This is a genomic window from Haloarcula sp. H-GB4 (assembly GCF_030848575.1).
Lineage (GTDB): Archaea > Halobacteriota > Halobacteria > Halobacteriales > Haloarculaceae > Haloarcula.
In genome coordinates this window covers 578278-603137 of sequence record NZ_JAVDDX010000002.1, presented here as the reverse complement: position 1 = coordinate 603137, position 24860 = coordinate 578278, and the positions used below count along the sequence as shown (strand labels likewise).

Here is a 24860-nt window from a genome sequence, read left to right as displayed (position 1 = left end):
GTCTGGCTTGAGGCATTCCAAACCGTTTATACCCAAACAGGGGTAATCCGGCGGTATGGCAAGAGAGCAGACCGAAGTTCGAGAGCTCGACGAAGGAAGCTACGTCATGATCGAGGACACACCGTGTAAGATCAACTCCTACAGCACGGCCAAGCCGGGCAAGCACGGCAGCGCTAAGGCCCGAATCGATGCCAAGGGTGTCTTCGATGGGAAGAAGCGCTCGCTGTCCCAGCCCGTCGACGCGAAGGTCTGGGTCCCGATCGTCAACCGGAAGCAGGGCCAGGTCGTCTCGACTGACGGCAACGACGCTCAGGTGATGGACCTCGACACATACGACACGTTCACGATGCGCGTCCCCGAGGATATCGACCTCCAGCCCGACGACGAAATCGAGTACCTCCAGTACGAAGAGCAGCGCAAGATTACCCGCACGTAAGATGTTTCCCGGTGCGGGGGTCGACCGCGGGGCGGCCGACTACGCACTCGTGGGTGCGCCGCTTGACGCATCGACATCGTTTCGCCCTGGCGCACGCTTTGGCCCGGCCCGCGTCCGCAAATTCGGCCAGCAGTTCGACGACTACGACCACCGCACCGACCAGCACTTCACTGAGTGTTCCGTCTACGACCACGGCGACATCGGTCCCACAGCCGACGTTGGCGAGTACCTCACGTACCTTCAGGGGACCCTCTCGGATTTCAACAGCGACGAGGCTGTCCCACTCGTCGTCGGCGGCGAACACACCGTCTCGGTCGCTGGTGTGCGCGCGCTCGAACCGGACGTGTTCGTCTGTCTGGACGCGCATCTGGACCTCCGCGAGTCCTATGCCGGCGACGAGTACTCTCACGCGACAGTGACCCGCCACGCGCTCCCGGTGGCCGACGAGGCAATCGTGCTGGGCGCACGCACTGGCTCGGAGGCCGAATGGAACCGCGCGAGCGAAGACGACGTGACCGTGGTTCCGCCGGAAGACGTGGCCGACTGGTCACCCGCGTTCGACGACGAGCAAGTGTACCTCTCTGTCGACATCGACGCCGCCGACCCCGGGTTCGCGCCAGGCACCGGGACGCCGGAGCCGTTCGGCCTCGACCCACGCGAGATGCACGACGTGGTCCGGGCCGTCGCACCACAGGCCGTCGGCTTCGACGTCGTCGAGGTCAACGACCGCGACGACGGACAGGCAGCAACGCTGGCCGCGAAACTCCTTCGGGCGTTCGTATTCGCCCACGCGGACCAGCGCTAATCGAAAATATATCCGGGTCCATTCCTGCCGTCCGCTTCAGCAGATAACACGATGAATATCCAGTGGAGACGCTCGCCGGACAACTGCGTCGACTGGGTCGGCGACGGACGAGAGGTTGTCCGAGTCACCATCGAGGACCAGTAGCGCGGCCCGGCGGCCGGGTTCGATGACACCGCAGTCGAGCCCCACTGCCTCGGCTCCGGCGGTCGTCGCCATCCGGAGCACCGTCCGCGAGGGGAGGTCGAACGTCTTCGCGGTGTACTCCATCTCACGGAACATCGATGGGGCATTCAACATCACGTTGTCCGTCCCGAGCGCGACGTCTGTGTACTCAAGCAGCGTCTCAATTGGTGGTCGGCCGACCCCGAGAACACGGTTCGCACGGGGACAGACAGCAATTGGGACGTCTTGGTCGGCTACCCGTTCGAGGTGCTCCGCCTCGGCATGGACCATGTGGACCAGCAACTCCGGTTCCAGATCCAGCGCCGGGTGGATATCGGTGGCGTCCGGTTCGCCGGCGTGGATAGCAAACGGGACCGCGCGCTCCTCGGCAGCGGCCCGCTCGGTGGTGAAATCGTCGTCGTTCGCGCCACTGGCACCGAACCCGTCAGCGATGTCAAGCACCGCGGAGTCGTCGCTTCCGAAGATGAAGTCCTCGATATCGAGCCCCGAAGCGGCCTCGCGGAGCGCGTTTGCGCCGTCGACGCCGAACTCCCGGAAGTCGAGAAACGCTGCGGTACCGGTTCGCTGCATGAACCGGAGTGTGCGGTGCATCGCGGCAATCAGCGTCTCGTCGTCGGCCGCTGCGATCTGCTGGTGTTTCAGACTGTCTGGCGGTACTACTGCCTCTTCCAGGCCAAGTCCGACAGCCGCCTCCTTCGCAACGGAGTCGCCAACGTGGGTGTGGGCGTTCACGAATGCCGGCAGGACGATGCGGTTGTGGTCGCTCTCGCGGGCCGGTGTCTCCTCGATGGCCGTTATGTACCCATCCTCGACGACAATGGTGCCGTGGACCGGCTCGAACGACCGCCCGGCAAGGATAGTGCCCTCGATTTTCTCCATGCGATAGCGAGGTGGCGGAGCTATATGTGTCTCATGGAGACATAATCCGCTCTGTTCATCGTGAGCCACGATACACTGATACGCCCGGCGCTGGACAGTCCACCTATGAGTGGCGGTACCACAGTTCCCGAGGGTCGCGCGCTGTCGCCGGACGACTGGCCCCATCCAGCCGAGCGACGGTACGCGGACGCTCAGGCCCGCCTCGCCGACCACTACGACCTCGCTGTCGAGTCAAGAGTGACCGAGACGGATACCGTGGGCCGGGTTCACTATCTGGTTGGTGGGAACCCAGACGGCGACCCCGTCCTCCTCCTTCACGGCGTCGGAACGCCAGCGGCGACGTGGCTCCCCCTGTTCCCGTCGCTCACCGACGAGTACCGCGTGTATGCTCCCGACCGACCCGGCCTCGGCCTTTCGGCCGCTCCAAGCTACCAGGGCCGGGACCTCCGGTCGTTTCTGGTGACGTACCTGCTGGAACTGCTCGACGACCTTGGGATTGACCGGCCCCACATGGTCGGCAACTCTCACGGCGGCCTCCAGTCGTTCCTGCTCGCAATCGACCACGACCGCGTGGACCGACTGCAACTGGTCGGTGCGCCGGGCGGCGTCTCGCGGGACCTCCCGTTCCTGTTTCGCCTGCTGACGATTTGTGGCCTCAACCGCCCGTTGCTGTGGTTGCTCAACCGCGGCGACCCGGTCGAGAACGCAAGGCAGTCGATGCAGCGGGTCAACGTTGGCGACGACTCGTCCATCCCGTCCGTGTTTTACGAACTGCTCGCTGCCGGACAGGACCTGCCCGGGCGTCAGGAGAGCCAGCGGTCGCTGGCGACGGCACAGGGATCGTACGGCCGCGCCCACCCGCTGTTTGATATCCGGAGCGAAATTGTTCGGATCGACTGCCCAACGCAGTTCGTCTGGGGGACGGAGGATGCCTTCTATCCGCCAGCCGTGGGCCGTCCCGTCGCTGAAAAGATGTCCGACGCCGAGTTCCACGAACTCCCGGGACACGGCCACACGCCGTGGCTAGAGCCCGGTGACGAAGTCGAAGAACTGGTTCGGGTGTTCTTGGATAAATAGGTGTTTTCAGTATAGTACATCGTAAACAATGGCTCAGTGTCAGTGCTGTTCGGACCGCCGTGGCCGTCGCCACTTGCTCGGCATCCGACACAGCAAGTAGTCTTTTAGTGAACAGACCATTTCTTTTTCGAGCATGGACCAGCTATCGTCGTGTTATTTCTGTGGCGGCGCGCTCGATGTTTCGCTCTCCGAATATCCGATTATCCCGAAATCGCTGGACCCGGAAGCCGAGAAACAGGGGACTGTCGTCCTCTGCTCGACCTGTCGGGAGAAGCTCGCAACGATCGTCGAACCGGCCGTCGAGGCGGCGAAGGCGGACGCCCGCGAGACAGCGGAAACGGCTGGCGATGCTGGGACCTCCGAGCCGCCGGGACTGCTGGACGAATCCGGGACGCCAACGACCGACGAGCAGACGAGTGAGGAGCCGGTAACCACCGACAGTGTGGTCGAGCCGGCCGATGATGGCTCGCTGCTGGGCGACGATAGCGCGAGCGCGGCGGGGCAAGAGCAGTCGGCGCAGTCACCGGAGACGGCGGACGCGACTGCGGAGTCCGATTCGACGAACGCGGCAGCGGCGGACACCACGGACAGGCAGACAGTGAAGCTGACTGGGTCGAGTGATTCGGCGGCCGGAGCTGAGAGCGGAGACACCGAACGTGGTTCGGACAGCGACGACAACGATGGCAGCGATGACGGCCCTTCGCTGACAAAACTGGAGTACAACAAGGTCATGCGCTTGCTCCAGAACCGTGAGATGCCTGTTGACCGCGCGGAAATCCGCGAGGTTGCGGTCAATGCCTACGATATCGACGGGGAGCAGTTCGACGCCATCATCGATGCCGCGGTGGACCGGGACCTCATCGGGCAAGCGAACGACCAGTTGGTCGAATCGGACGGGTAGCCAGACGCTGGGAGAGAAAAGCATACCACCGGCCATCTCGAAGCCCGCGCTATGAACGCCGGAGACATTGCGGCACGTCTTGACGATAGACTCGATATTGAGGCTTACGCCGATATCGACGCCAGTCCGAACGGCCTCCAGGTCGGGCCGGCGAGCCAACCGGTCGAGCACGTCGCCTTCGCAGTCGATGCGGCCGTCGAGACCATCGACCGCGCCGACGAGGCGGGCGCTGACCTGCTCGTAACGCACCACGGTATCGTCTGGGGCGGGATGGAGCGCGTGACCGGAACCAACTACCGCCGCGTCGCACCGCTGATCGACAACGACCTCGCGCTGTACACTGCTCACCTTCCGCTTGATGGCCATCAATCGCTCGGTAACGCCGCCGGTGTTGCTGACCTGCTGGACCTCGACAACCGTGCGCCGTTCGGTTCGATGGGCGGCGAGCATATCGGCCAGCAAGGGACCCTTGCAGAGCCACAGACGGTCTCCGAACTCGCAGGTTCGCTCGAAGGCAATATAGACACTGGCGGCCAGCCAGTTCAGGTTCTGGACTTCGGCCCATCGACTGTCGAAGATGTCGCCATTGTCACCGGCAGCGGGGTCGACTGGCTGCAAGAGGCTGTCGAGACGGACGCCGACGTGCTCATCACCGGCGAGGGGAAACAGAAGGCCTTCCACGAGGCGCGCGAGCAGGGGATGCACGTCATTCTCGCTGGCCACTACGCGACCGAAACGTTCGGCGTCCAGTCGCTCCAGACCGTCGTCGAGGACTGGGGGCTGGAGACGACCTACATCGACTGTCCGACCGGGCTCTGAGGCGATGGACGAGGGAGTTTCGTTCGAGGGTATTATGTCAGATACGGACCTTATCGCTTGGTCGCGACAGTACTGCCGGCGAGTCCGCCGCGAGCAGGGCATCTCGGTTCGGTTCGATCTCGTCGACTGGGACGTGTCTCACCGGGCCAAGCGACGGGCCGCCGCGGTCAAGCGGCCGAAACTGGACGACGCCACCGTCGGCCAACAGTACGACTGGGATAGCGTCAACGGGAGCGACGGCCGCCCGCTCCCGTGTACGGTGTCGTTGACCTGGGACGCCTTTTCGGCCTTCGACAGAGACGCCTGGGAAGCGACGCTGCGCCACGAACTCATCCACGTCGAGCAGTACCAGCGCGACGGGACGACCGACCACGGCCGAGCCTTTCGGGAGCGGGCCGCGAACCTCGATACTGATGTCCACTGTCCGGCCTTCACCGACCCGAAGCACGTCCTCACCTGTGAGGCGTGTGGTGGTCTCGCCGCCCGTCGCTATCAGGACTGCAAGCTCGTCGAGCAACACGAGCAGTACCGGTCGGACTGCTGTGGGGCCTCGCTAGAACTGAGCTGACTACAGCAGGAACCTGATCGCCCAGAGGACGCCCATTCCAGTCACCATCGTCGCAAACACGTCCTCGGTCCGCCAGGCAACACCCGCTGCGAGCGCGCCGGCGACGAATTTGTCTGTGGCGAAACTACTGGCGTCGAGTGTCACGAACGACGGGAGGACAAGCGCAGCGAGGACAGCGGCGGGGACGAACCGCAACACCTGCTCGACGACCGGCGGAATCTCGTCGAGCCGACCGAACAGCGCAATGAAGGAGAGCCGACAGGCGTACGTCAACACGCCGATGACAGCGATGACACCGGCAATTTCAACCGGACCGTAGTTAGTCGCCATCGGTCCCTCCCGTGGCGGACTCGGTGAGAACACCAGCGGTGATGCCAACGCCGGCCGCGACGAGCAATCCGAGGTTGAGCGGGAGCCCAGCGCCGACGACAGCGATGGCTCCACCGACGACAGCAGCAGCCCCGGTCGATGCGTCCTCGATTGCCGGGACCAGAATCGCGAGGAAGACGAGCGGGATAGCGAATTCGAGGCCCCAGGCGTCCGGGACGCCAGTGCCGAGCAGCGCTCCCACGATAGTCGTAACCTGCCACACCACCCAGAGCGTCACAGCGACGCCGAGGTAGTACCACTTCCGGTCCGTCTCGCTGTCGGACCGGTAGCTCGCGACCGACAGCGCGTACGCCTGATCGGTCAACACGTAGGCAAGCACTGCTTTCCATCGGTCGGTGAAATCCCGGAAGTACGGCGCGATCGATGCCGAGTACATCAGCAATCGGAGGTTGATGACGACTGCCGTCGCGACGACAACCGTTAGCGGCGCGTTCTGTCCGAGCAGCTCCAGCGCCGCGAGCTGTGATGCGCCGGCGAAGACGACTACGGATAGCCCGACTGCGGCTGGCAGCCCCAGCCCGGCGTTGACGGTCGCGATGCCGGCAACGAGGCCAAACGGGATAATCCCCAGCAGAAGCGGCGCAACGTCGCGAACGCCGCGCCGAAACGAAGTGGTATCCATAGCGTTCCATCCAACGCAGGGGTGTCTAAGCCCTCCGTTTCAGTGGCGGTATGTGACGAGCAACCAATGTATGGCCCGTACCCACCGTGGCGAACCACGACGTTGAAACCCGCCCGCGCTCGACTGCACAGCAATGAGCGACCACACCGACGAGCGAGAGACGTTCCATCACGACCCCATCGGGCACGCGGAAGTCCGGGCCGGAATGACGGTCGGCGAACTGGCTGACAGCTACGGCGAGGCCGGCATCGGTGCGAGCGACATCCACGAGGCCGTCGATATCTACAGCGAGATGCTCGACGAAGATGTGACGACCTTTTTCGGACTCGCCGGCGCGATGGTCCCGACCGGGATGCGGGCGATCGTCAGCGAACTCATCCGCGACGGTCACATCGACGTACTCGTCACCACGGGCGCGAACTGTACCCACGACAGCATCGAGGCCATCGGCGGTAAGCACCACCACGGCGAGGTGACGCCCGAAGGGCAAACGGAGCGCGAACACGACGAGACGCTCCGGGACGAGGGCGTCGACCGTATCTACAACGTCTACCTCCCGCAGGAGCATTTCGCCCTGTTCGAGAACCACCTCCGGGATGAGGTGTTCTCGACGCTGGAAGACGAGGGAGCGGTTTCGATCCAGCGCATGACGGAGGAACTCGGTCGGGCCAACAGCGAAGTCAACGAGCGCGAGGACGTGCCCGAGGACGCTGGTGTGCTGGCGGCGGCCTACGAGAACGACGTGCCGGTGTATTGCCCGGCTTTCCAAGACTCCGTGCTGGGCCTGCAAGCGTGGATGTACTCCCAGACCAGCGAGTTCACGGTCGACGCGCTGGCGGACATGACCGACATCACGGACATCGCCTACGAGGCCGACAGCGCCGGTGCGATGGTCGTCGGTGGTGGCGTCCCGAAGAACTATGTCCTCCAGACGATGCTCGTCTCGCCCGACGCCTACGACTACGCCGTCCAGTTGACGATGGACCCCTCGAACACCGGCGGTCTCTCCGGCGCAACGCTCGACGAGGCCCGTTCGTGGGGGAAACTTGAAAAGGACGCCCGGAATGTCTCGGTGTATGCTGACGCGACGATTACACTCCCACTGGTCGTGGCTGCGGCCCGTGAACGACACAGTACGGAAGCGTGATCACTTCGGCGGAGGCGGCTACAGACTCGGCCGTTGCGGGACACATCTACTGAGAGGAATATATTCCTCATATAAACGGTCTTTCACGACCGCTCGGCAGCGGTACTTAGTATGTCACAGTACATCGGTCGACGGACATTCGTTGAAGGGACAGCGGCGACGCTGGCGAGTTCCGGGATTGCGGGGAGTACAGCAGCACAGGAATCAGATGGCGGCGAGTCAGGCACCGATGACGCCACCGAAACGGAGGGCGAGGAGATGACCGACGACACAACGCTCATCGCCCACCGCGGGTTCGCCGGCGTCTACCCGGAGAACACGGAACTGGCGGTTGAGGCGGCCTCGTTTGGCGGGCCGGGAACACAAACGGCCCACCGGCGCGCGGACATGGTCGAGGTCGATGTCGTGCCGACCGCCGATGGCACGCTCGTTACCTTCCACGACAACGGACTGGCCGAACGCGACGGCGGCGAGCGCGGGCTGACAGACACCGAGGGACTTGTCTTCGAGACCGATGCGGACACTGTGACCAGTGCGACCGTCCTCGGTACGGCGGAGACGGTTCCGACGCTTGAAACGGTCATGGAGGCGATCCCGCCAAGCGTGGCGGTCAATCTGGAGTTCAAGAATCCCGGGAGCGACGACCTCGCGTTCGCCGAGTCGCTGTCGGACCAGACACTGTCGACGCAGCGAGAACTGTGGCGACCCTACACCGAACGTGCGCTCGACCTCGTCAGCGAGTACGACAACGATATTCTCGTCTCGTCGTTCTACGAGGCGGCGCTTGCGACTGTCCGTGATTACGACGACTCGGTCCCCGTCGCCTTCCTCTTCTGGGACAGCATCGAGGAGGGGCTGGAGGTCACCCGCCGCTATGACTGCGACGCGGTGAACGTCCCCCGGAACATGGTTCAGGGAACGTCCTTCTTCAACGACGGCGAGTACACCGAGTCCGACCTGAGCGACATCGACCTCGTCGACATCGCCGACGATGAAGACCGAGACCTGAACGTCTGGACAGTCAGCACGTGGTATCAGGCCCGGGAACTGGTCCAGGCTGGCGTCGACGGACTCATTTCCGACTACCCCACTGTGCTCTCGGTTCAAGACTGACGAACACCGATGCCGAATGTTGAAGGGGCGACCGGCCGACAGCGATAGTATGGAAGCACCGACCGGGGACGCAGGAATCTACGCCCGTGAGTCGTCGTATCTCGACCGGTACGTCCAGCTTGGAGAAGCCGGCGACCGGATCATTTCGCTGTCGTTTCCGTCCCAGCCGGAGGCCGACGCCGGCGAGGACCACACGCTGCTCGACCGCATCGCGGAGTATCTTCAGGGGGTTGAAGACGACTTCGCGGATGTGACAGTCGGCCTCACGGTCCCGACGGACCAGCGAATCGTGCTGGAAGCTGTCCAAGAGATTCCGTACGGCGAGGACGCATCCGTTGCACAGGTCGCGCAGATGACACCGGATCTGGACGCTGACGAGCAGGACGACATCGCACAGGTCCGGGAGGCACTGGCCGCAAACCCCGTGCCGCTGTTGATTCCGGACCATCGGGTTCGGGACGGGCCAAGCGCAGCGCCGCCGCCCGTCGAGCAAAAGCTCCGGGCTATTGAGGGCCTTTAGGCCCAGAGCCGGTCAACGCCCAACCCCTCGTGGACAATCAGCTCGAGGGCGTTGACCAAGTAGTGGGCGATGACAACTGCGAGTAAGCTGTTTGTCGCGATGAACAGGCCAGCGAGCGCCAACCCCAGCGTGCCGGTAACGACGATACCCACCCGGCCCTGTGCGCCGTGGCCCAGTGCGAAGGCGACGGAGGCGACGATGGCCATCGCCCACGCCGGTGCGTTGAGGCCGGACACGGGGACGCCGATAGCCGCCGCCCGGAAGAGCAGTTCCTCGACGATAGCGATAACCGGCAGGACCCCGCCCAGCAGGATGACCCAGCCGACGGCCGAATCCGGGGCGAGCAGTTCCCGTAGTGACTCGTCGAAGGTGACGCCGAAACCGTCTGCCAGCGCAGCGGCGCCCTCGTTCCCGACCCAGAAGCCGATCCCAGCGCCGATACCGATGGCCATCGCCGGCAACCCTGTCGAAAGTGCGTCACTGGCGATGCCGAACGCACTAGCGGGGATTTCGAAATAAAACGCGCCGGCGACCAGCAGCACGCCGAACAGCCCCTGTGTGAACGCGACGTTGGCAAGCAACGCCCCTGTCGAGACATCGCTCGGGGCGAGCGTGTCGCGCATCTGCTGTCGCTGGGCCGCCGCCCGTTGGGTTTCGAACCGCGGGATAGTCGGGTCCCTGTCGGCCATCGAGACGCCGTCGACTGTGGACGAGACGCCGCCATCGGACCGGACGGCTCCCTGCGAGAGCCGTGCGAGACCGAGAAGCGCGGTTAAAAGAAACCCCGTCAGGCCGACGAATGCGGCCCACTCGGGCATTTATTGCGGACTTGGACTGCCGCCCTGCCGGCCGACCTCGTGGTCGAGTGCCTTGCCCGTGATGGACTTGAGGCGGTCGACCAGCGAGTCCTTCTCGGCTTCGCCAGCCAGTGCGACCTCGAGGACCTCTGAGATGTGCGAGACCGGAATGATCTCGATCATGTCCTCGTACTCGTCCTCGATCATCACGTCCTGCGTGTTCGCTTCAGGAATGATGACCGTATCGAGGCCCGACTTGGCGGCTGCCTCGATTTTGTGTGTGACGCCGCCAACCGGGAGCACGTCACCCCGGACCGACAGTGAGCCGGTCATGGCGAGGTTCTGCTTGATTGGGACGTTTTCTATCGCGGAGATAACCGCGGTAGCGACGGTGATAGAGGCGGAGTCGCCGTCGACGCCGCCTTCACCGGCCTGCACGAACTGGATGTGAACGTCCTTCTCGGAGATGTCCTCGTCAGAGAACTTCTTGATGATCGCCGAGACGTTCTGGACAGCCTCTTCGGCCATCTCCTTGAGCTGTCCCGTGGCGATGACCTGCCCGGGGCCCTGTGACGGGCTGACCTCGGCCATCACAGGGAGGACGATACCGCTGTCCTCGCCCATGACGGCGAGCCCGTTGACGCGGCCGACCACGTCGCCCTGGTTGACGGTGAGCTCGTAGTCCTTGCGGCGCTCGATGTAGTTGTCCGCGAGCTGTTGCTCGATGGACCGGGAGCGCCGTTTGGCCTGCAGCACGTCCGCTCGCTCGGTGCGGTCGCGGTCCTCGGCGCGGGCGATGTCGCCAGCGACGCGGACCAGTCCGCCAAGGTCACGGAACTTCAGGCTGAGGTGGCCTTTTCGGCCGGCGCGACGCCGGGCCTCCAGGATGAGCTCCTGAACGGCCTCCTCGGTGAAGTGCGGGAGCCGCCCGTCGTTTTCGACCTCCTGGGCGATGAACCGGGCGTACTTCCGTCGCATCTCGGGGTCATCTTCGATGGTGTCGTCCATGTACACCTCGTACCCGTACCCCTTGATACGGGAGCGCAGCGCGGGGTGCATGTTCTCCATCGCGTCGAGGTTCCCCGCCGCAATCATGATGAAGTCACAGGGGACTGGCTCGGTCTGAACCATCGCGCCCGAGGAGCGCTCGGATTGGCCCGTAATGGAGAACTCTCCCTCCTGAATGGCCGTCATCAGCTTCTGCTGGCTGCGGATATCGAGCGTGTTGATCTCGTCGACGAACAGCACGCCCTTGTTGGCCTGGTGGATCGCGCCGGGCTCGACGCGGTCGTGGCTCGGCGTCTCCATCCCACCGGACTGGAACGGGTCGTGACGAACGTCGCCCAGCAGCGCACCGGCGTGGGCGCCCGTGGCGTCCTCGAACGGCGCGGTCTTCTGGTTGGCGTTGTTGACCAGCAGGTTCGGAATCATCGCGTCGCTGCCGCGCGAACCGTAGCGGAATGCGAGATAGATGACACCGGCCGCGAGAATCCCCAGCAGGACCTGCTGGACGAGGATCAGGGCGTAGCCGATGACGATGGCGATGATGATCCACATGAGGAAGGTCCGCATCTGGTTTCGCTTGCGGGCCTCCTCCTTGTGGGCCTCGACAATCTGTTCCCCTTTGCCGCCGGGGACAGTGCGTACTTTCGGTTCATTGCCGTCGTCGGGATTGTGGTAGACAAGAACGTCCTGCAGTTCCTCTCGTGGGAGCAGCTGAGACATCGCCTTCGCCAGCATCGACTTCCCCGTTCCGGGGGAGCCGATCATCATCACGTGGCGGCGCTGCTTGGCCGCCTTCTTGATCACGTCACGGGCGTGGTCCTGCCCGATGACCTGGTCGACGAGTCGGTCTGGCACTTCGATGTCGGCGGTCGACTCGATTTCGAGACCGCCGAGGAGATTCTCCTCGTCTCCGTCCAGTTCAGACTCGCCGTCAACTTGGACATCGCTTCCGAGTGTCGTTTCGGACGTTTCTCCCTCGCCGGCCCATCGGTCCTCGGACGGGTCGGATGGCTCGTCTGCCGAGGGCTCAGAGGCGGGTTCGTTGGGGTCCTGTTTGGCCCCGTTGGTCGACGCCTCTTCCTCCCCAGCGTCGGATGCCTCCCGGTCAGGGTCGGGAGTCGCGTCGGTGTCGGTGTTGTCGCTCATACAAACGTTGCTAACATACTCATGGAAGGCCTGTCGACTGATATACTTTCTCCCCGTGTCGGTTGTTGCAACACCCTGAAACCGCAGTACAGCGCCCGAATTGGAGGGATTGTATTCCGGCAGTACCGCGTCGTCGGGTTTATCAAACCACCACACCCACTGGGGAATATGCGTGGGTTCTACATCGGTCGCTTCCAGCCCTACCACAACGGCCATCACTCGATGGTCGAGCGGATTTCGGAGGAAGTCGACGAGCTTGTTCTGGGTATCGGAAGCGCCGACGATTCACACACCACACACGACCCCTTTACGGCCGGTGAGCGGATCATGATGATCACAAAGGCCGTCGCGGAGTACGACCTGACGACATATGTCGTCCCCCTTGAGGACATCAACCGCAACGCCGTCTGGGTAAGCCACGTCGAGAGTATGTGTCCGGACTTCGACGTGGCGTACTCGAACAATCCGCTGGTGGTCCGCCTGTTCGAGGAGGCCGGCATCGAAGTCCGCCAGTCCCCAATGTTCGACCGCGACCGGCTGGAGGGCAGCGAGATTCGCCAGCGGATGATCGACGACGAGTCCTGGCGCGACCGGGTCCCGTCATCTGTTGTGGAAGTTATCGAGGAGATCCACGGCATCAAGCGGCTCCAGCACGTCTCAGACAGTGACTCGCTCGAACGGTACGCCGCCACAGGCGAACCGGTCCCCGAGTCGCTCGATGACCTCGACGACTGATGATTACACTGAGTTCAGACTTCGGATCGCCCTATCCGGCGGCAATGAAGGGCGTCATCTGTCAGGCCACGGACGCGCGCATCGAGGATATCGCCCACGATTTCCCACGGCAGGACGTGCGGGCAGCGGCGTTCTGGCTCACGCAGACGCTCCCGTACTTCCCGCCGGCAGTCCACTGTGTCGTTGTCGACCCGGGTGTCGGGACCGACAGAGATGCCTTGGTCGTCCGTGCGGACGACCACGCGCTCGTGGGGCCTGACAACGGTGTCCTCCTGCCGGTTACCCGCGAACTAGCCGAAAACCAAAACGACGCCACAGATGCGTTCGAGGTGTTCACCTGGGCTTACGACGACCCCGCGAGCACGACCTTCCACGGGCGGGACGTGTTTGCGCCCGCCGCGGCGGCCGTCCACGACACTGGCGTCGATGCCATCGAAACCCGGCCCGAAACCACCCCGACCGACGACTACGTCGACCTCCGGTTCCCGGCGGCCACAGTCGATGGTGACGGAGCGACCGGCGAGGTGCTCGTCGTCGATGACTTCGGGAACGCCGTGACGAACATTCCCGGCGAGGTCCTCGCGGATCGGTTCGGCGGGACGGTGGCGGTCGGCGATACTGAGGCCCCAGTACACCGAGCCTACGCTGGCGTCGACCGGGGTCAGCGACTCGTCACCGTTGGCAGTCACGGAAACGTCGAACTCGCCGTCAACCGCGGTCGTGGCGACGACGCGTTCGGTGTCAGTACCGGGGGTACTGTGGACCTGTCGCTGTGATAATGCGTTACTGTCTGGTGGTTTAGGGATACCAAAAGATCGGTGGCCTTAAGTCTTTTAGGCATCCCTAATAAAGCGTATGCCACAGAGACGTGACTTGCTGAAGACGGTGGGGATCGCTGCGACGGGACTGCTTGCTGGCTGCCCAGGGGTGGGGTCGTCCGACTCGAACACGGCGTCAGCGGACACCGAAACGACAGAACAGGCAGCGACCGCAGGAACAGACGAGAGCGGCGAAAGCGGCGTTTCGGTCGGGCCGATGACCGCTGTCGCGACCGAATGGAACGTATACCGGGCACGGCTGTACGATGCCGTCGCTCTGGGGCGGGCCGGTGCGCCCGGTGCCGGAGCGACCGTCGCACAGAACATTTTCGCCCGGTTCGAAGGTGCGTCCGGTGAGTACGGTGCCCACGAACAGCTTGAGTCCACGTCAGAGTCAGCATACGAGGGGTTCGAGGATGCTCTCGGGACGGTCCAGTCGTCGCTGTCCGAGGGCGATGTGCCCGGAGCCGCGTCGGCTGCGGACAAAGCGTCAGGCCATCTCCAGACGGCTCAGCAGGCCGCTGCCGGACAGCAGGCTACCAGAGTGCTGGACCTGCTCTTGCTGGGCAGTCGGGCGAGCAATGCCGCCATGGCTGGGACGCTGGGCGCTTTCGAGGGGGCCGCCGCTATCGCGGAGGAGACGATGACTGCGTTCGAGGACGCGCTGGTGTACAGCCAGCTCGAGGAGGCGGACGCGGAATCCTACGAGGCCTTCGAGAACGCACTGGCTGGCATCGGCTCTGCCGCAGGCAGTGAAGACGCAAGCGGCGCCACTGAACAGGCCCGCGCCGCGCTTGACGCGACCGTTTCGGGCGCCTATGCACTGGTTCAGGAGGCGTCGGTCGCTGGCGCAGGCCACCTCGCGACGATGCAGGCCCGCGGCTGGGACGCGGCCACGCTCGCATCCGCTGGGGGTCCCGGACAGGCGTATGCGCACACGGTCACATTGAACAGCTACCGTGCCCGCGTCGCCGACGCGGATTGGCTCGCCACCAACGGCGCGGCCGATGCAGCGTCGACCGCCGTCGAGAACGTCTTCGCTCACTTCGAAGGTGCGAGCGCACACGATGCGCTTGAGGAGGGTGACGGCGAAGCATACGAGGCCTTTGAGAGTGGGTTGGATGACCTCTCCAGTGCCATCGGGAACAGTAATGCGGACGGTATCGACAGCGCCACCGAAACGGTCGATACGAACCTTGTCGCCGGAATCGAAGCACTGGTCCGCGGCGAGGACGCCCGGGCTGCGCTGGAGTCAGCGTTCTTCCGTGCCCGCATCGCGGACGCTCGCGAACTGTACCGCCTCGGCGACGCCGACAGCGCGGCGACCATCGTCTCGGACGTGTTTGCCCGCTTCGAGGAGAACGAACTCGGCTTCCACGAGACGATGGAACACGAGAGCGAGGACCTCTACCACCGCTTCGAGGAGGAGCACCTCATATCACTCCAGTCGGCCTACGAGGACGACGACAGTGATGCCGTGGCAACCCACCACGACGGGGTTCAGCAAGCCCTGCTTGACTTCGAATCGGCCCTGTCGACGGCTGTCGCCAGCGGGGCGGAAGCGGACTACATGATCGGACGGGCCTTCGACGCGGCCGGACTCGCGGCGCTGTCTAAAACCGACCGCGCGGCGACCGTCATTCAGGACACCTTTGCTCACTTTGAGAGCGGCGCAGCAGGCTTCCACGAGGCGCTGGAGGAAGCCGACGAGGAAATCTACGAGAGCTTCGAATCGACGCTTACGGACATTCGCTCCGCGGCCGATGACGGCGGGGACGTCACCGCCGCGGCGACGGCATTCAACGACGAGGCTATCGCGGCGGCGTACGCCATCGCTGGGAGCGCCGGCGGCAACGGGGAGGCCGCGACGGACGTCGTGCAGGACGTCTTCGCGACCTTCGAGGAGGCGCGGGTCCACGAGATGCTGGAGGAAGCGGACCACGACGCCTACGAGAACTTCGAGGGGGCACTGAACGACTTCTCGCGTGGACTGACGAACGGCGACGCCAACCCGACGCAGATGGCGGATGCCACGCGAACCGGACAGTTCGCCGTTGTCGGTGCTGTCGACAGCGCCCCGAGCGGGTCCGGCGGCCACGGCGGCGAGGAGTCCGAGGAAACCGAGTCGTCACTGTCCGGCGGCCCGAACGTTGTTGAAGGTGTTCCCGAGGACGCCGACCACGTCGTTGACATGGAGGCCGTCGCGTACGCACCGGCGGAACTCACCGTCAGCGTCGGTGACAAAGTCGCCTGGGAACACGTCGGTGGCGAAGCGCACTCGGTCACCGCTGTTGCGGATGACCTCCCAGAGGATGCGACTTACTGGGCCTCCGGCGGGTTTGAAAGCGAGTCGGCTGCACGCGAAGGGTGGGAGAACGGCAAGGGGGCCGTTCAGTCCGGCCAGAGTTACGTTCACACATTTGAGACGGCCGGCGAACACGCCTACGTCTGTATTCCGCACGAGGCTGCGGGGATGGCTGGCACCGTTATCGTCGAGGAGTAATCGTCTCCCTCTTTTTGGCTCGCCTAGAAACCGATGGCTTTTTGTGTTTTAGGGTAGCCTAAACAATTGTATGCCGGACGAACAGGCCACGTCGAGGCGGGACATCTGTCGCCGTAGCGAGTCGGGTGCTGCCGTCCCTGTCGTCCGCGCAAACGCCGCCCCACAGGAGGTGAGTGCCAGGACGTGACCGGGTCTTGACCTGTCAGCTTCGACCATCTTTCGCGGCGACGACCACCGTGGGCATAGCCCGTCGCCGCACGCCACGAGTTTTCGTGTCTGTCCCGTGGGCGTCTGCCCCAAGGACGCCCCATTTCAGGTCCTTTGCTGTGGACCACTCTGGAACCATCGGACCTCTCAGCGGATGGTGTCCGGAGAGTACAAGAACGCATTATCTGTTCCTGCATCTGTGCCGACGCTCGGCCCAGACCGGTACCACAGTCAGTCATTCTCTTCTATCGGACTGCGGACGAGGAAAGTGATGGCGACGAAGCGGCGTCGCCGTCATGTGAATGGGTCGGGGCAGGCGTTTTGGGTCCGCCGGCCCTGCTACTGGACATGCACGACGAGGAGCCAGCGGAGAACATCAGCGGCGGGACCGCTGGCGGTGGCCAGTCGGCAACGTTCGATCCGGAAACGGCAGGGACGCGAGCCGAAGCCGTCGTGGACCGTCTCGGCGAACTGTACTGGACGAAGACCTACGGCGGCCGGGACGCCTTCGAGTGTCTTGTCCGGACGATTCTCAGTCAGAACACCTCCGACAAGGCGAGCCAGCCAGCCCATGACGAACTGATGGCGCGGTATGGGAGTGATGGCGGGGCTGCAAGCGATGGTAGCACCGATGCTGACCTTGCCCGCGCGCTGGCCGACGCCGACCAGCCCGAACTCGCTGAAACCATCTCCTCGGCCGGGCTGTACAACCAGAAATCCGAGCGCATCATCACACTGGCACAGCGTATCTGCGAGGAGTACGGCGGCGAATCGGGCTTCGACGAATTCGTCAGGGAAAGCGACCCCGAGGCGGTGCGGTCGACACTGCTGGACATGAACGGCGTCGGCCCGAAGACCGCCGACTGCGTCCTGCTATTTGCAGGCGGTCGCGGCGGCGTATTCCCCGTTGATACACACGTCCACCGCATCGCCCGCCGGATGGGACTGGCCCCGGCCGACGCCGACCACGAGACCGCCCGTGAGTATCTGGAGCGCGATGTGCCCGCGGAGAAGTGCGGGTTCGGGCATACCGCGATGATTCAGTTCGGCAGGGAGTACTGCTCGGCCAGAAAACCGGCCTGTCTGGATGACCCCGATGCGTGCCCGCTGGCGGGCCACTGTGACCAGGTCGGTGTATATCTGGCTGCTGATGAGGTCGTCGACCCATCCGAAACCGCCTGACGAACTCTACAGTATACTGTCGGTGCTATCGATATATGCTGATACGTACTCTCTTATATCAATAATATAACGTAACTACGTTTCTGGAAGGAGCTTAGTCTATCGAAAGTGACAGGGTCCGTATGCTCCGACCGGTATCTGACCGTGGGTTAGTGCGCCGGTACTATTTATACCGTGCCACGATCGCTGTCGGATTTATCACTCCTATCTTCACCCTGTTTCTCCTGCGAACGCTGTCCTTCACACAGGTCGGTGCCCTCTCAGCAATCTACTCAGGGCTATCTGTCGTCGGCGAGATTCCAACAGGCTACGTCGGTGACAGGCTCGGGCGGCGGGCGAGCCTCCTTCTCAGCGTGCTGTTCACCGTTACCTCTCTCGCAGGCTTCGTTCTCGCTTCGGGATTCCTCTGGTACGGCTTCCTCTATGCACTGTGGGCGCTGGCACTGACCTTACGTTCAGGGAGCATGGATGCGTGGCTGTACGATACACTCACTGAGCGGCTCGATAGCGGGCAGTTCAGCCATATCCGCGGCCGGGGTGACGCAGTACAGAAGTGGACGGCAGCGGTCTCAATGGTTGTTGGTGGTCTGCTGTATGGGCTGCATCCAACCTATCCGTTCGTTGCTGCGGTCGGCTTCAATAGTCTCGGCTTCTTTGCCCTGCTCTCACTGCCCAAAAACCGCCAGTACGCCGACCGGGGTGGTGACAGTCGCTCCGCCGACCGTCTCGATCCACTCGAAGCCGTCTCTGTCATCCGAACGTATCTGGCTCAGCCGCCGCTCCGCGCACTGGTCCTGTACATTGGATTGTTCTATGCTGTTTTGGGCGTTTCACACACCTACATCCAGCCGATGGTGGTCGAGACGCTGCGGCCGTACGCCGCCGCTATCGGTGTTCAGGTTCCCACAGGTGTTCCGACCGCGGCAGCACGAGCAGGCGAGGCCGGCGCGACACTTGCGCTCGGACTGGGCGTGCTGTACGCCGCCCTGACAGCAGTGGCATCCGTTGGCGGCTACTACGCCGGCACAATTGAGGACCGTCTCGGCGTCCGCAGAGCCGTGGTCGTCGTGCCAGTTCTGACGGCTGTCGCGCTCGTGGTACCGCTGTGGCTCGCGCTTGTGGCACTCCCGGCGTTCGCGTCGATGCGAACCGCGAAGCCGCTGATCCAGCCGATCGCTAACGGATACATTAACGACCATGTCGAGGCGGTCGGACGGGCGACGTTGCTCTCCGCGGTGTCGATGTTGCATATGATGCTCCGGACGCCGCTGGCACTTGCTGCTGGGACGTTGGCGGATGCAACCACGGCAACAACAACAGTTGCAGCGCTTGGCAGCCTGTTTCTTGTCGCTGGCGGAGCAGTCTGGCTGTTCGGTGAGATTGCACCTGAAACAGGGACTGTTTCTGGTGACAGGGCCAGCAAATCAGCGCCATAGACCCATCAGCAGTCGGCCGGGAATCCTATCCGGTCGCAATTAGATCGAACTTCCCTGCGGGTGGCGGTGGAGTGCTCCGACGATAGCGTGGTTCTGTCAGTTCGTCTCCCGATTATGCCCGGTGGCCCCAGCGCTCGCCGTCCTCTGCGTAGCGGGCGCTCACAATCCGGTTGAACTGGTCGTCGGACAGCGAGATGTCCGTCGCGCCAGCGTTCTCGTCGAGCTGGTCGACGGTGCGAGCGCCGACGATAGGGACACAGGTGAAGTCCGGCTGTTCGATGAGCCAGCGGAGCGTGACCTGCGCGGGCGTGGCGTCGAGTTCGTCCGCGACAGTTCGGAGTTCGTCAAGGACGTGCCAGCCGCGCTCGGAGAGGTAGAAGTCCTCGAAGCGGTCGGACAGCGAGCCCCGGGAGCCCTCCGGTCCCTCGAAGGCCGTCGGGTCGTCGTCGTCCGTGCGCTCGTACTTGCCCGTGAGGAAGCCGCCGGCCAGCGGCGAGTACGGACAGACAGCCATGTCCTGGTCGGCACACACATCGAGATAGTCTTTCACGTCGTCGCGGTAGCCGGCGTGGAACAGCGGCTGGGTCACCTCGAAGCGCTCGTAGTCCTCGACATCGCTCTTCCAGAGGGCTTTGGTCAACTGCCAGGCAGCCATCGTCGACGCACCGAGATGGTGGATTTTCCCCGCACGGACGAGGTCGTCGAGCGTCGACAGCGTCTCCTCGATGTCGCTGTGCTCGTCCCAGCGGTGGATGTAGTAGAGATCGAGATAGTCCGTATCGAGGCGATCCAGCGTCCCCTGAATCTGGGCGCGGATGTGCTTGCGCCCGAGGCCGGAGTCGTTGGGACCGGGCTCGCCGCGGCCGTCGAAGGGGAAGTACACCTTCGAGGCGATGACGAAGTCCTCGCGGTCGTAGTCGTCGAGCCACTCGCCGATGTACTCCTCGCTAGTCCCGTTTGGATTGCCGTAGACGTTGGCAGTGTCGATGAAGTTGATGCCGCGCTCCCACGCCGCATCGAGCAGTTCGTGGGCCTCCTCGCGGTCGGTCTCGACGACGCCGCCCGTCTCCCGGCCGAAGCGCCAGGTGCCGAAACACAGCTGTGAAACCGTCGTTCCGGTCGAACCGAGTCTGGTGTACTCCATATCGGAGCCACGTCGGGCAACCCGAAAAAGGGGCGCGGTCCCGGCGAAGGCTGTCCGGTATCGGTCGCTCACTGGCCCTGTCGCTCCCGCGAATCAGGACTGACTGCCAGACAGTCGGGTGGCCACGACGACCAGGCCGGTCACCAGCACGAACGCCATCAGCGAGAGGTTCGGGACGGTCAGGCCGAGCACCCGGTACTGGATCTGCGCACAGCTGATCGCTCCGATTCCGCAGGTCGTCTGGCTCACCTGCAGCCAGGAGTGATAGGCCGCGATAGCGGCTCCCGGAACCGCAAGCGACAGCGCCGTCCGGACGACGCCGGGACGGCGCTCAGCGGCGGCAATGCCGAGGACGACCACCAGCGGGTACATCAGAATGCGCTGATACCAGCAGAGCCGACAGGGTGTCAGCCCGAGACCCAGCGAGAGATAGAGGCTACTGGCCGTCGCAACGGTGGCGACGGCAGTCGCCGCGGCCAACAGGAGCCGAGGTCGGTCGGAGACGGATCGGGAGTCAACCACAGGAAAGCCAGCGTCTGCCGGCCGAAAAAGCGTTCCGAGAGCCGACCTCTTGCTCGGCTCTCGCCTGACCGGATCGCCAGCGCTCGCTTTTTCAGTCCTGCCACCGACAGCCAGCGTATGCCCGACGATTCGGACCCCGAGGCGAACCTCGAACAGTGGAAGTCCGCAATGCAGGAAGAGCACGCCGAGGCTATCGCGAATCCGGACCCCGACGAGTCCCACCAGATCGAGGGCGTGGCACAGGTCACATATCGGGTGACGTTCGACTACGACGCCGACGAGGACGCGCTCGACCGGGCCAGCGCCGAAGAGGTCGACGACCTGACCGACCCCGAACTCCTCTCCTGTGCGTGTGGCGTTCGCGGGATGACGCCCGAGGAAGCCCGTGAGCACATGGCCGCCGCTGTCGAGCAGGGGTAAACAGGGACAGCAGTCCTTCTCAGTCGTGGATAGTCACGCCGTCCTGATCGACCGAGATGTCGAGCAGACTGGTCACATCGTAGTCGGTGTTGTCGAGCGCTGAGTCGCCCTGTTTCCGGAAGACGACGACGATATCCGAGATGTCCGCCCCGATGTCGTCGAGCGCCTCGCAGATGGATGCCATCGTTCCGCCGGTCGAGAGCAGGTCGTCGACAATGAGCAGGTCGTCGCCCGCCTCGATGTCGTTGATGAACATCTCCGATTCGGAGTAGCCGGTGGTCTTGTGCAGCGGGACCTCATCCTCAAGCCCGTAGGAGCGCTTGCGGATGACCACGAGCGGGATATCCGTCTGCAGTGAGAGTGCGGTCGCGATGTGGATGCCCATCGCCTCCGGCGCGACGATCTTGTCCACGTCGAGGTCGGCCGCCCGTGTCACGCCGACGACGACCTCGCGGAGGAGTTCTGGCTCCAGCATCGGCACGCCGTTGCTGAGCGGGTGGACCAGGTAGGAGTATCCATCCTTGTCGATGATCGGGGCCTCGTGTAGCGACTCGCGGAGCTTCTCCATGCCACCGTTACCTGAAGCGGGACAATAAACTGTTCGAGGCTCCGCCGTGGTGTGCCACGATATCACGTCGTGAGTCAGACGGTTCACGCAAACTGCCCGCCGAGCGGGCGGTGTCAGTCCGCCGTTGAGGCCGAGCGGTCCTGTTTCGTCTCGAACGGGCTGTCCTCGATGATGTCCCGGGCGGTGTGTTCGCCGCTGATAAGACACATCGGCATCCCGATGCCGGGCGTCGTGTAGGCTCCGGTGTAGTAAAGGCCGTTGACGCCAGCGCGATGGCTGGGACGAAGCGGCCCGGTCTGGAACAGGGTATGTGCCAGTCCGAGCGCCGTCCCCTGTGGGTCGCCGTAGCGCTCGGCGAACTCGCTGACACACGCCGTCTCTTCGACGACGATGCGGTCGCGAAGGTCAACGCCGGTCTGTTCGGCGAGGTCGTCGAGAACAAACTCCCGATACTCTTCACGAATGTCGGGACCGTCGTCCAGCCCCGGCGCGATGGGGACCAAGATGACGACAGCGTGGTGACCGTCGGGAGCGACCGTCTCGTCGGTCTTCGACGTGACCGATAGGTAGTACGCGGGGTCGTCGGGCCACGCCGGCTGGTCGAATATCTGTTCGAAGTGGTCGTCCCAGTCCGTCGGCAGGACCAGCGAATGGTGGGCCAGCGGGTCCACGTCGCCCTCGACACCGAGATACAGCATGAACGCCGACGGCGCGTAGGTCTGGTCGTCCCAGTGATCCGGGTCATGGTCGCGCGCAGCGGGATCGAGCAGATTCTGTTCGGTGTAGGCGGGGTTGGCGTTGCTGACCACGAGGTCGGAGGCGACAACACCGTCCTCGGTGATCAGTTCGAACGCCCCCGCCTCTCCGGCGATGTGTTGGACTTCAGTTCCAGTCTGTATGTCGACGCCGAGTTCCCGAGCCAGCGACCCGAGGCGGTTGACGACGCCCGCGATGCCGCCCTCCGGGTAGAATACGTTCATATTCAGGTCGACGTGGCTCATGATGCTGTACAGTGCCGGGGTGTTGTGTGGCGCGCCGCCGAGAAACACCAGCGTATATTCAAGCAATTGCCGGAGTTTCGGGTGGTCGATGTAGCGACTGACGTAGTCGTCCATCGAGCCGAACAGCCGCGCACGCGGCGCGAGCGGAAGGAGGTCGGTGTCGACGTAGTCACGCAGCCGTTCGCGGCCCTCGTAGACGACCCGGTCCATCGCGAGGTCGTAGTTCTGTTCGGCCCGCTCGAGATACTCGGCCAGCGCGTCGCCGGCCCCGTCCTCGTAGGACTCGAACACCTCGTATGCGTTCTCGCGGTTTGGACGCATCGTCACGCGGTCCCCGTCCTTCCAGAACACCCGGTACTGGGGGTCCAGTCGCTCCAGTTCGTAGTAGTCGCTCGGCTCGCGGTCGAAGTGCCCGAAGAAGCGTTCGAACACGTCGGGCATCAAGTACCACGACGGGCCGGTGTCGAACCGGAAGCCGTCGCGTTCGAGGACGCCCGCGTGGCCGCCGAGGCGATCGTGGCGTTCGAGCAGTCGCACGCCGGCCCCGGCGTCGGCCAGATAGCACGCAGCCGAGAGGCCGCCGAAGCCGCCACCGACGACGGTCACCGTCCGGTCGTGAGGGAGACCATCACGCATAGCCGTTGCTAACGACTACGCCTGAAAAAGGATTCCTCGGATTCCCAGCGCTTCACAACAGACATCTCATGATTCAAACCAGCGGTCTGTTCCCAGTTCGCTGGAATCGCTTGCATCGTTTATTGTGAGTTTTTCCCTAGGCTCGCGATATGCCCACGACCAGCCTGGGGTCCGTCTGGCAGCGGCATCGGGACACCGACCGCCATCCGTCGCTCCTGCTTTCGCGGGCGAGCCTGCTGGTACTTGCTGTCATTTTCGGTCTCCTCGGTGCTGCCGAGGTCCGAATTCCGCTCCGGGCACAGATGGTGGTGTACCTCGTCGGGATGGTCGCACTCAACCTTCCCCACGGCGGGTACGAGCACTTCGAGAACCTCCGTCGCCGCCGCCCCTCGTTTCGCTGGCGGTACGTCGCGGTGTATCTGGCGGCTATCGGCGGGTTCGTCGGCCTGTTCCTCGCCGCGCCAGTCGCCGGCCTCGCGCTGGCGTTGACCGTCGCCATGGCGAAGGGGGGCCTCGGCGGCCTGCAGGTGCTGGAAGCCACGAGCGGCACCGACCACCTGCAGACCCGGTTCCAGCGCTGGCTGGCGGCGGCCGTCCGCGGCGGTGCGGTGATGCTCGTCCCCATCGTGTTCTGGCCGGAGACGTTTCACGCGTTCAGTTCGCTGATGGTCGGCCTCGTCGAACCGGGCGCACTCTCGTCGTACGCGGGGGCGTTCGACACGACCCGGCTCGTCATTGGATCGGGCTACGGGCTCGCCCTAACGGCGCACATCGTGCTTGGCTACGTCCGCGGCGGCGGCCGCTCTTGGCTTATCGACGCCGGAGAATCGTTGCTCCTTGCGGTATTCTTCGCGTCTGTCCCGGTCCTCGTCGCCGTTGGCCTGTACTTCCCGTTCTGGTACTCCGCCCGGCAGGTGGCGCGGACGGCGTCCGTCGAGACAGAGCCGGTCGGCGACGAGCGCTGGGACCTGCTCGGCGGCGCGGACGCCTCAACGGTTGCGTTGCGCGCCTGGATCGTCCTCATCGTTGGGGCACTGGCCACCTTCGGCGTCCTCGTCGCCGTCTACTGGGCGTTCCCGAACCCGCTGGGAACGAGCAATCTGCTCCCCGGCGCGGTGGCGTTCTGGAGTATGTTCATCAGCATCGTCGCGCTCCCGCACATCGTCGTCAGGTCGCTCCTTGACCGGGACCGTGGTATCTGGTACGTGCCGTGACAACCCACTCTTCCGAAGGACCGCGACGCCGACCCGCAGATGACTAGCTTTCTGTAGCTGGCGGAC

Annotated in this window: 25 protein-coding genes; 16 read left to right on the top strand and 9 right to left on the bottom strand. The window is 64.0% G+C overall.

Features of this window, described 5'->3' with window-relative positions:
* Nucleotides 1–55 precede the first annotated feature (55 nt).
* The gene (locus tag RBH20_RS11585; protein WP_306708699.1) at nt 56–436 is read left to right on the top strand and encodes a translation initiation factor IF-5A; all 381 of its coding nucleotides are present in this window, start codon (nt 56–58) and stop codon (nt 434–436) included.
* Between the two features lies 1 nt (nt 437).
* The gene (gene speB, locus RBH20_RS11580) at nt 438–1241 is read left to right on the top strand and encodes an agmatinase (RefSeq protein ID WP_306708697.1); all 804 of its coding nucleotides are present in this window, start codon (nt 438–440) and stop codon (nt 1239–1241) included.
* A 36-nt stretch (nt 1242–1277) separates the two neighbouring features.
* Here speB and RBH20_RS11575 read toward each other — a convergent pair whose 3' ends face one another.
* Nucleotides 1278–2303, bottom strand: coding sequence for an amidohydrolase family protein (locus RBH20_RS11575; RefSeq protein WP_306708695.1), 1026 nt, complete (start codon nt 2301–2303; stop codon nt 1278–1280).
* Between the two features lie 105 nt (nt 2304–2408).
* Here RBH20_RS11575 and RBH20_RS11570 point away from each other — a divergent pair, with 105 nt between their 5' ends.
* The 4 genes from RBH20_RS11570 to RBH20_RS11555 all read left to right on the top strand — a co-directional run bounded on the left by RBH20_RS11570 (nt 2409) and on the right by RBH20_RS11555 (nt 5668).
* Nucleotides 2409–3380 carry an alpha/beta fold hydrolase gene (locus tag RBH20_RS11570; RefSeq protein ID WP_306708693.1) on the top strand — a complete coding sequence of 324 codons (972 nt, stop codon included), beginning with the start codon at nt 2409–2411 and terminating at the stop codon, nt 3378–3380.
* Nucleotides 3381–3513: 133 nt separating this feature from the next.
* Complete coding sequence (locus tag RBH20_RS11565; RefSeq protein WP_306708691.1) at nt 3514–4281, top strand: hypothetical protein; 768 nt, start codon at nt 3514–3516, stop codon at nt 4279–4281.
* Between the two features lie 51 nt (nt 4282–4332).
* Complete coding sequence (locus RBH20_RS11560) at nt 4333–5100, top strand: Nif3-like dinuclear metal center hexameric protein (RefSeq protein WP_306708689.1); 768 nt, start codon at nt 4333–4335, stop codon at nt 5098–5100.
* A gap of 4 nt (nt 5101–5104) precedes the next feature.
* Nucleotides 5105–5668, top strand: coding sequence for a transcription elongation protein SprT (locus RBH20_RS11555; RefSeq protein ID WP_306708687.1), 564 nt, complete (start codon nt 5105–5107; stop codon nt 5666–5668).
* Here the strand turns inward: RBH20_RS11555 and RBH20_RS11550 are convergent, their stop codons facing one another.
* Both RBH20_RS11550 and RBH20_RS11545 read right to left on the bottom strand, forming a co-directional pair.
* Nucleotides 5669–5998, bottom strand: a complete 330-nt coding sequence (locus RBH20_RS11550; protein WP_306708686.1) for an AzlD domain-containing protein — start codon at nt 5996–5998, stop codon at nt 5669–5671. It lies immediately after the preceding gene.
* Entirely contained in the window at nt 5988–6680 is a 693-nt protein-coding gene (locus tag RBH20_RS11545; RefSeq protein ID WP_306708684.1) for an AzlC family ABC transporter permease, read from the bottom strand. The genes RBH20_RS11550 and RBH20_RS11545 overlap by 11 nt, the downstream gene beginning before the upstream one ends.
* Before the next feature lie 133 nt (nt 6681–6813).
* Here RBH20_RS11545 and RBH20_RS11540 point away from each other — a divergent pair, with 133 nt between their 5' ends.
* The 3 genes from RBH20_RS11540 (at nt 6814) to RBH20_RS11530 (ending at nt 9460) form a co-directional block, all read left to right on the top strand.
* Nucleotides 6814–7827: a deoxyhypusine synthase gene (locus RBH20_RS11540; protein ID WP_306708682.1), complete on the top strand. Its 1014-nt coding sequence runs from the start codon at nt 6814–6816 to the stop codon at nt 7825–7827.
* A 111-nt stretch (nt 7828–7938) separates the two neighbouring features.
* Nucleotides 7939–8940, top strand: coding sequence for a glycerophosphodiester phosphodiesterase (locus RBH20_RS11535; RefSeq protein WP_306708680.1), 1002 nt, complete (start codon nt 7939–7941; stop codon nt 8938–8940).
* A gap of 16 nt (nt 8941–8956) precedes the next feature.
* Nucleotides 8957–9460, top strand: coding sequence for an MGMT family protein (locus tag RBH20_RS11530; protein WP_306708678.1), 504 nt, complete (start codon nt 8957–8959; stop codon nt 9458–9460).
* Here the strand turns inward: RBH20_RS11530 and RBH20_RS11525 are convergent.
* Nucleotides 9457–10278 carry a CPBP family intramembrane glutamic endopeptidase gene (locus RBH20_RS11525; RefSeq protein ID WP_306708676.1) on the bottom strand — a complete coding sequence of 274 codons (822 nt, stop codon included), beginning with the start codon at nt 10276–10278 and terminating at the stop codon, nt 9457–9459. The genes RBH20_RS11530 and RBH20_RS11525 overlap by 4 nt on opposite strands.
* Entirely contained in the window at nt 10279–12408 is a 2130-nt protein-coding gene (gene lonB, locus RBH20_RS11520) for an ATP-dependent protease LonB (protein WP_306708674.1), read from the bottom strand.
* Between the two features lie 168 nt (nt 12409–12576).
* Here lonB and RBH20_RS11515 point away from each other — a divergent pair, with 168 nt between their 5' ends.
* From RBH20_RS11515 to RBH20_RS11495, 5 genes are all read left to right on the top strand, one after another.
* Nucleotides 12577–13143, top strand: a complete 567-nt coding sequence (locus RBH20_RS11515) for a nicotinamide-nucleotide adenylyltransferase (RefSeq protein ID WP_306708672.1) — start codon at nt 12577–12579, stop codon at nt 13141–13143.
* Nucleotides 13143–13919 (top strand): S-adenosyl-l-methionine hydroxide adenosyltransferase family protein, encoded by a 777-nt coding sequence (locus tag RBH20_RS11510; protein ID WP_306708670.1) that lies wholly within the window; start codon nt 13143–13145, stop codon nt 13917–13919. The genes RBH20_RS11515 and RBH20_RS11510 overlap by 1 nt, the downstream gene beginning before the upstream one ends.
* Before the next feature lie 79 nt (nt 13920–13998).
* Complete coding sequence (locus RBH20_RS11505) at nt 13999–16464, top strand: DUF5059 domain-containing protein (protein WP_306708668.1); 2466 nt, start codon at nt 13999–14001, stop codon at nt 16462–16464.
* 555 nt (nt 16465–17019) lie between these two features.
* Nucleotides 17020–17853: an endonuclease III gene (gene nth, locus RBH20_RS11500; protein WP_306708666.1), complete on the top strand. Its 834-nt coding sequence runs from the start codon at nt 17020–17022 to the stop codon at nt 17851–17853.
* A gap of 122 nt (nt 17854–17975) precedes the next feature.
* Nucleotides 17976–19289 carry an MFS transporter gene (locus RBH20_RS11495; RefSeq protein ID WP_306708664.1) on the top strand — a complete coding sequence of 438 codons (1314 nt, stop codon included), beginning with the start codon at nt 17976–17978 and terminating at the stop codon, nt 19287–19289.
* 112 nt (nt 19290–19401) lie between these two features.
* On the opposite strand, the gene RBH20_RS11490 is transcribed toward RBH20_RS11495, so the two are convergent.
* Both RBH20_RS11490 and RBH20_RS11485 read right to left on the bottom strand, forming a co-directional pair.
* Nucleotides 19402–20433, bottom strand: a complete 1032-nt coding sequence (locus RBH20_RS11490; protein ID WP_306708662.1) for an aldo/keto reductase — start codon at nt 20431–20433, stop codon at nt 19402–19404.
* A 93-nt stretch (nt 20434–20526) separates the two neighbouring features.
* Nucleotides 20527–20955, bottom strand: a complete 429-nt coding sequence (locus RBH20_RS11485) for a disulfide bond formation protein B (protein WP_306708660.1) — start codon at nt 20953–20955, stop codon at nt 20527–20529.
* A gap of 117 nt (nt 20956–21072) precedes the next feature.
* Here RBH20_RS11485 and RBH20_RS11480 point away from each other — a divergent pair, with 117 nt between their 5' ends.
* Complete coding sequence (locus RBH20_RS11480; RefSeq protein ID WP_306708658.1) at nt 21073–21375, top strand: hypothetical protein; 303 nt, start codon at nt 21073–21075, stop codon at nt 21373–21375.
* Between the two features lie 19 nt (nt 21376–21394).
* Here the strand turns inward: RBH20_RS11480 and hpt are convergent, their stop codons facing one another.
* Both hpt and RBH20_RS11470 read right to left on the bottom strand, forming a co-directional pair.
* A complete protein-coding gene (hpt, locus tag RBH20_RS11475; protein WP_306708656.1) occupies nt 21395–21943 on the bottom strand; it encodes a hypoxanthine/guanine phosphoribosyltransferase in 549 nt (182 codons plus the stop codon).
* A gap of 113 nt (nt 21944–22056) precedes the next feature.
* Nucleotides 22057–23580 (bottom strand): NAD(P)/FAD-dependent oxidoreductase, encoded by a 1524-nt coding sequence (locus RBH20_RS11470; RefSeq protein ID WP_306708653.1) that lies wholly within the window; start codon nt 23578–23580, stop codon nt 22057–22059.
* A gap of 149 nt (nt 23581–23729) precedes the next feature.
* Between RBH20_RS11470 and RBH20_RS11465 the strand changes: the two genes are divergently transcribed.
* Nucleotides 23730–24794, top strand: coding sequence for a Brp/Blh family beta-carotene 15,15'-dioxygenase (locus tag RBH20_RS11465; protein ID WP_306708651.1), 1065 nt, complete (start codon nt 23730–23732; stop codon nt 24792–24794).
* Nucleotides 24795–24860: the final 66 nt, after the last annotated feature.

Excerpts from the sequence above, each read along its gene's own strand:
- RBH20_RS11585 (WP_306708699.1), top strand. The coding sequence starts at position 56 with ATGGCAAGAGAGCAGACCGAAGTTCGAGAGCTCGACGAAGGAAGCTAC.
- RBH20_RS11535 (WP_306708680.1), top strand. The coding sequence starts at position 7,939 with ATGTCACAGTACATCGGTCGACGGACATTCGTTGAAGGGACAGCGGCG.
- RBH20_RS11515 (WP_306708672.1), top strand. The coding sequence starts at position 12,577 with ATGCGTGGGTTCTACATCGGTCGCTTCCAGCCCTACCACAACGGCCAT.
- RBH20_RS11495 (WP_306708664.1), top strand. The coding sequence starts at position 17,976 with ATGCTCCGACCGGTATCTGACCGTGGGTTAGTGCGCCGGTACTATTTA.
- RBH20_RS11470 (WP_306708653.1), bottom strand. The coding sequence starts at position 23,580 with ATGCGTGATGGTCTCCCTCACGACCGGACGGTGACCGTCGTCGGTGGC.
- RBH20_RS11510 (WP_306708670.1), top strand. The coding sequence starts at position 13,143 with ATGATTACACTGAGTTCAGACTTCGGATCGCCCTATCCGGCGGCAATG.
- RBH20_RS11525 (WP_306708676.1), bottom strand. The coding sequence starts at position 10,278 with ATGCCCGAGTGGGCCGCATTCGTCGGCCTGACGGGGTTTCTTTTAACC.
- speB (WP_306708697.1), top strand. The coding sequence starts at position 438 with ATGTTTCCCGGTGCGGGGGTCGACCGCGGGGCGGCCGACTACGCACTC.
- RBH20_RS11570 (WP_306708693.1), top strand. The coding sequence starts at position 2,409 with ATGAGTGGCGGTACCACAGTTCCCGAGGGTCGCGCGCTGTCGCCGGAC.
- RBH20_RS11540 (WP_306708682.1), top strand. The coding sequence starts at position 6,814 with ATGAGCGACCACACCGACGAGCGAGAGACGTTCCATCACGACCCCATC.
- RBH20_RS11505 (WP_306708668.1), top strand. The coding sequence starts at position 13,999 with ATGCCACAGAGACGTGACTTGCTGAAGACGGTGGGGATCGCTGCGACG.
- RBH20_RS11490 (WP_306708662.1), bottom strand. The coding sequence starts at position 20,433 with ATGGAGTACACCAGACTCGGTTCGACCGGAACGACGGTTTCACAGCTG.
- RBH20_RS11480 (WP_306708658.1), top strand. The coding sequence starts at position 21,073 with ATGCCCGACGATTCGGACCCCGAGGCGAACCTCGAACAGTGGAAGTCC.
- RBH20_RS11575 (WP_306708695.1), bottom strand. The coding sequence starts at position 2,303 with ATGGAGAAAATCGAGGGCACTATCCTTGCCGGGCGGTCGTTCGAGCCG.
- RBH20_RS11530 (WP_306708678.1), top strand. The coding sequence starts at position 8,957 with ATGTTGAAGGGGCGACCGGCCGACAGCGATAGTATGGAAGCACCGACC.
- RBH20_RS11465 (WP_306708651.1), top strand. The coding sequence starts at position 23,730 with ATGCCCACGACCAGCCTGGGGTCCGTCTGGCAGCGGCATCGGGACACC.
- lonB (WP_306708674.1), bottom strand. The coding sequence starts at position 12,408 with ATGAGCGACAACACCGACACCGACGCGACTCCCGACCCTGACCGGGAG.
- RBH20_RS11545 (WP_306708684.1), bottom strand. The coding sequence starts at position 6,680 with ATGGATACCACTTCGTTTCGGCGCGGCGTTCGCGACGTTGCGCCGCTT.
- hpt (WP_306708656.1), bottom strand. The coding sequence starts at position 21,943 with ATGGAGAAGCTCCGCGAGTCGCTACACGAGGCCCCGATCATCGACAAG.
- nth (WP_306708666.1), top strand. The coding sequence starts at position 17,020 with ATGCACGACGAGGAGCCAGCGGAGAACATCAGCGGCGGGACCGCTGGC.
- RBH20_RS11555 (WP_306708687.1), top strand. The coding sequence starts at position 5,105 with ATGGACGAGGGAGTTTCGTTCGAGGGTATTATGTCAGATACGGACCTT.
- RBH20_RS11560 (WP_306708689.1), top strand. The coding sequence starts at position 4,333 with ATGAACGCCGGAGACATTGCGGCACGTCTTGACGATAGACTCGATATT.
- RBH20_RS11565 (WP_306708691.1), top strand. The coding sequence starts at position 3,514 with ATGGACCAGCTATCGTCGTGTTATTTCTGTGGCGGCGCGCTCGATGTT.
- RBH20_RS11550 (WP_306708686.1), bottom strand. The coding sequence starts at position 5,998 with ATGGCGACTAACTACGGTCCGGTTGAAATTGCCGGTGTCATCGCTGTC.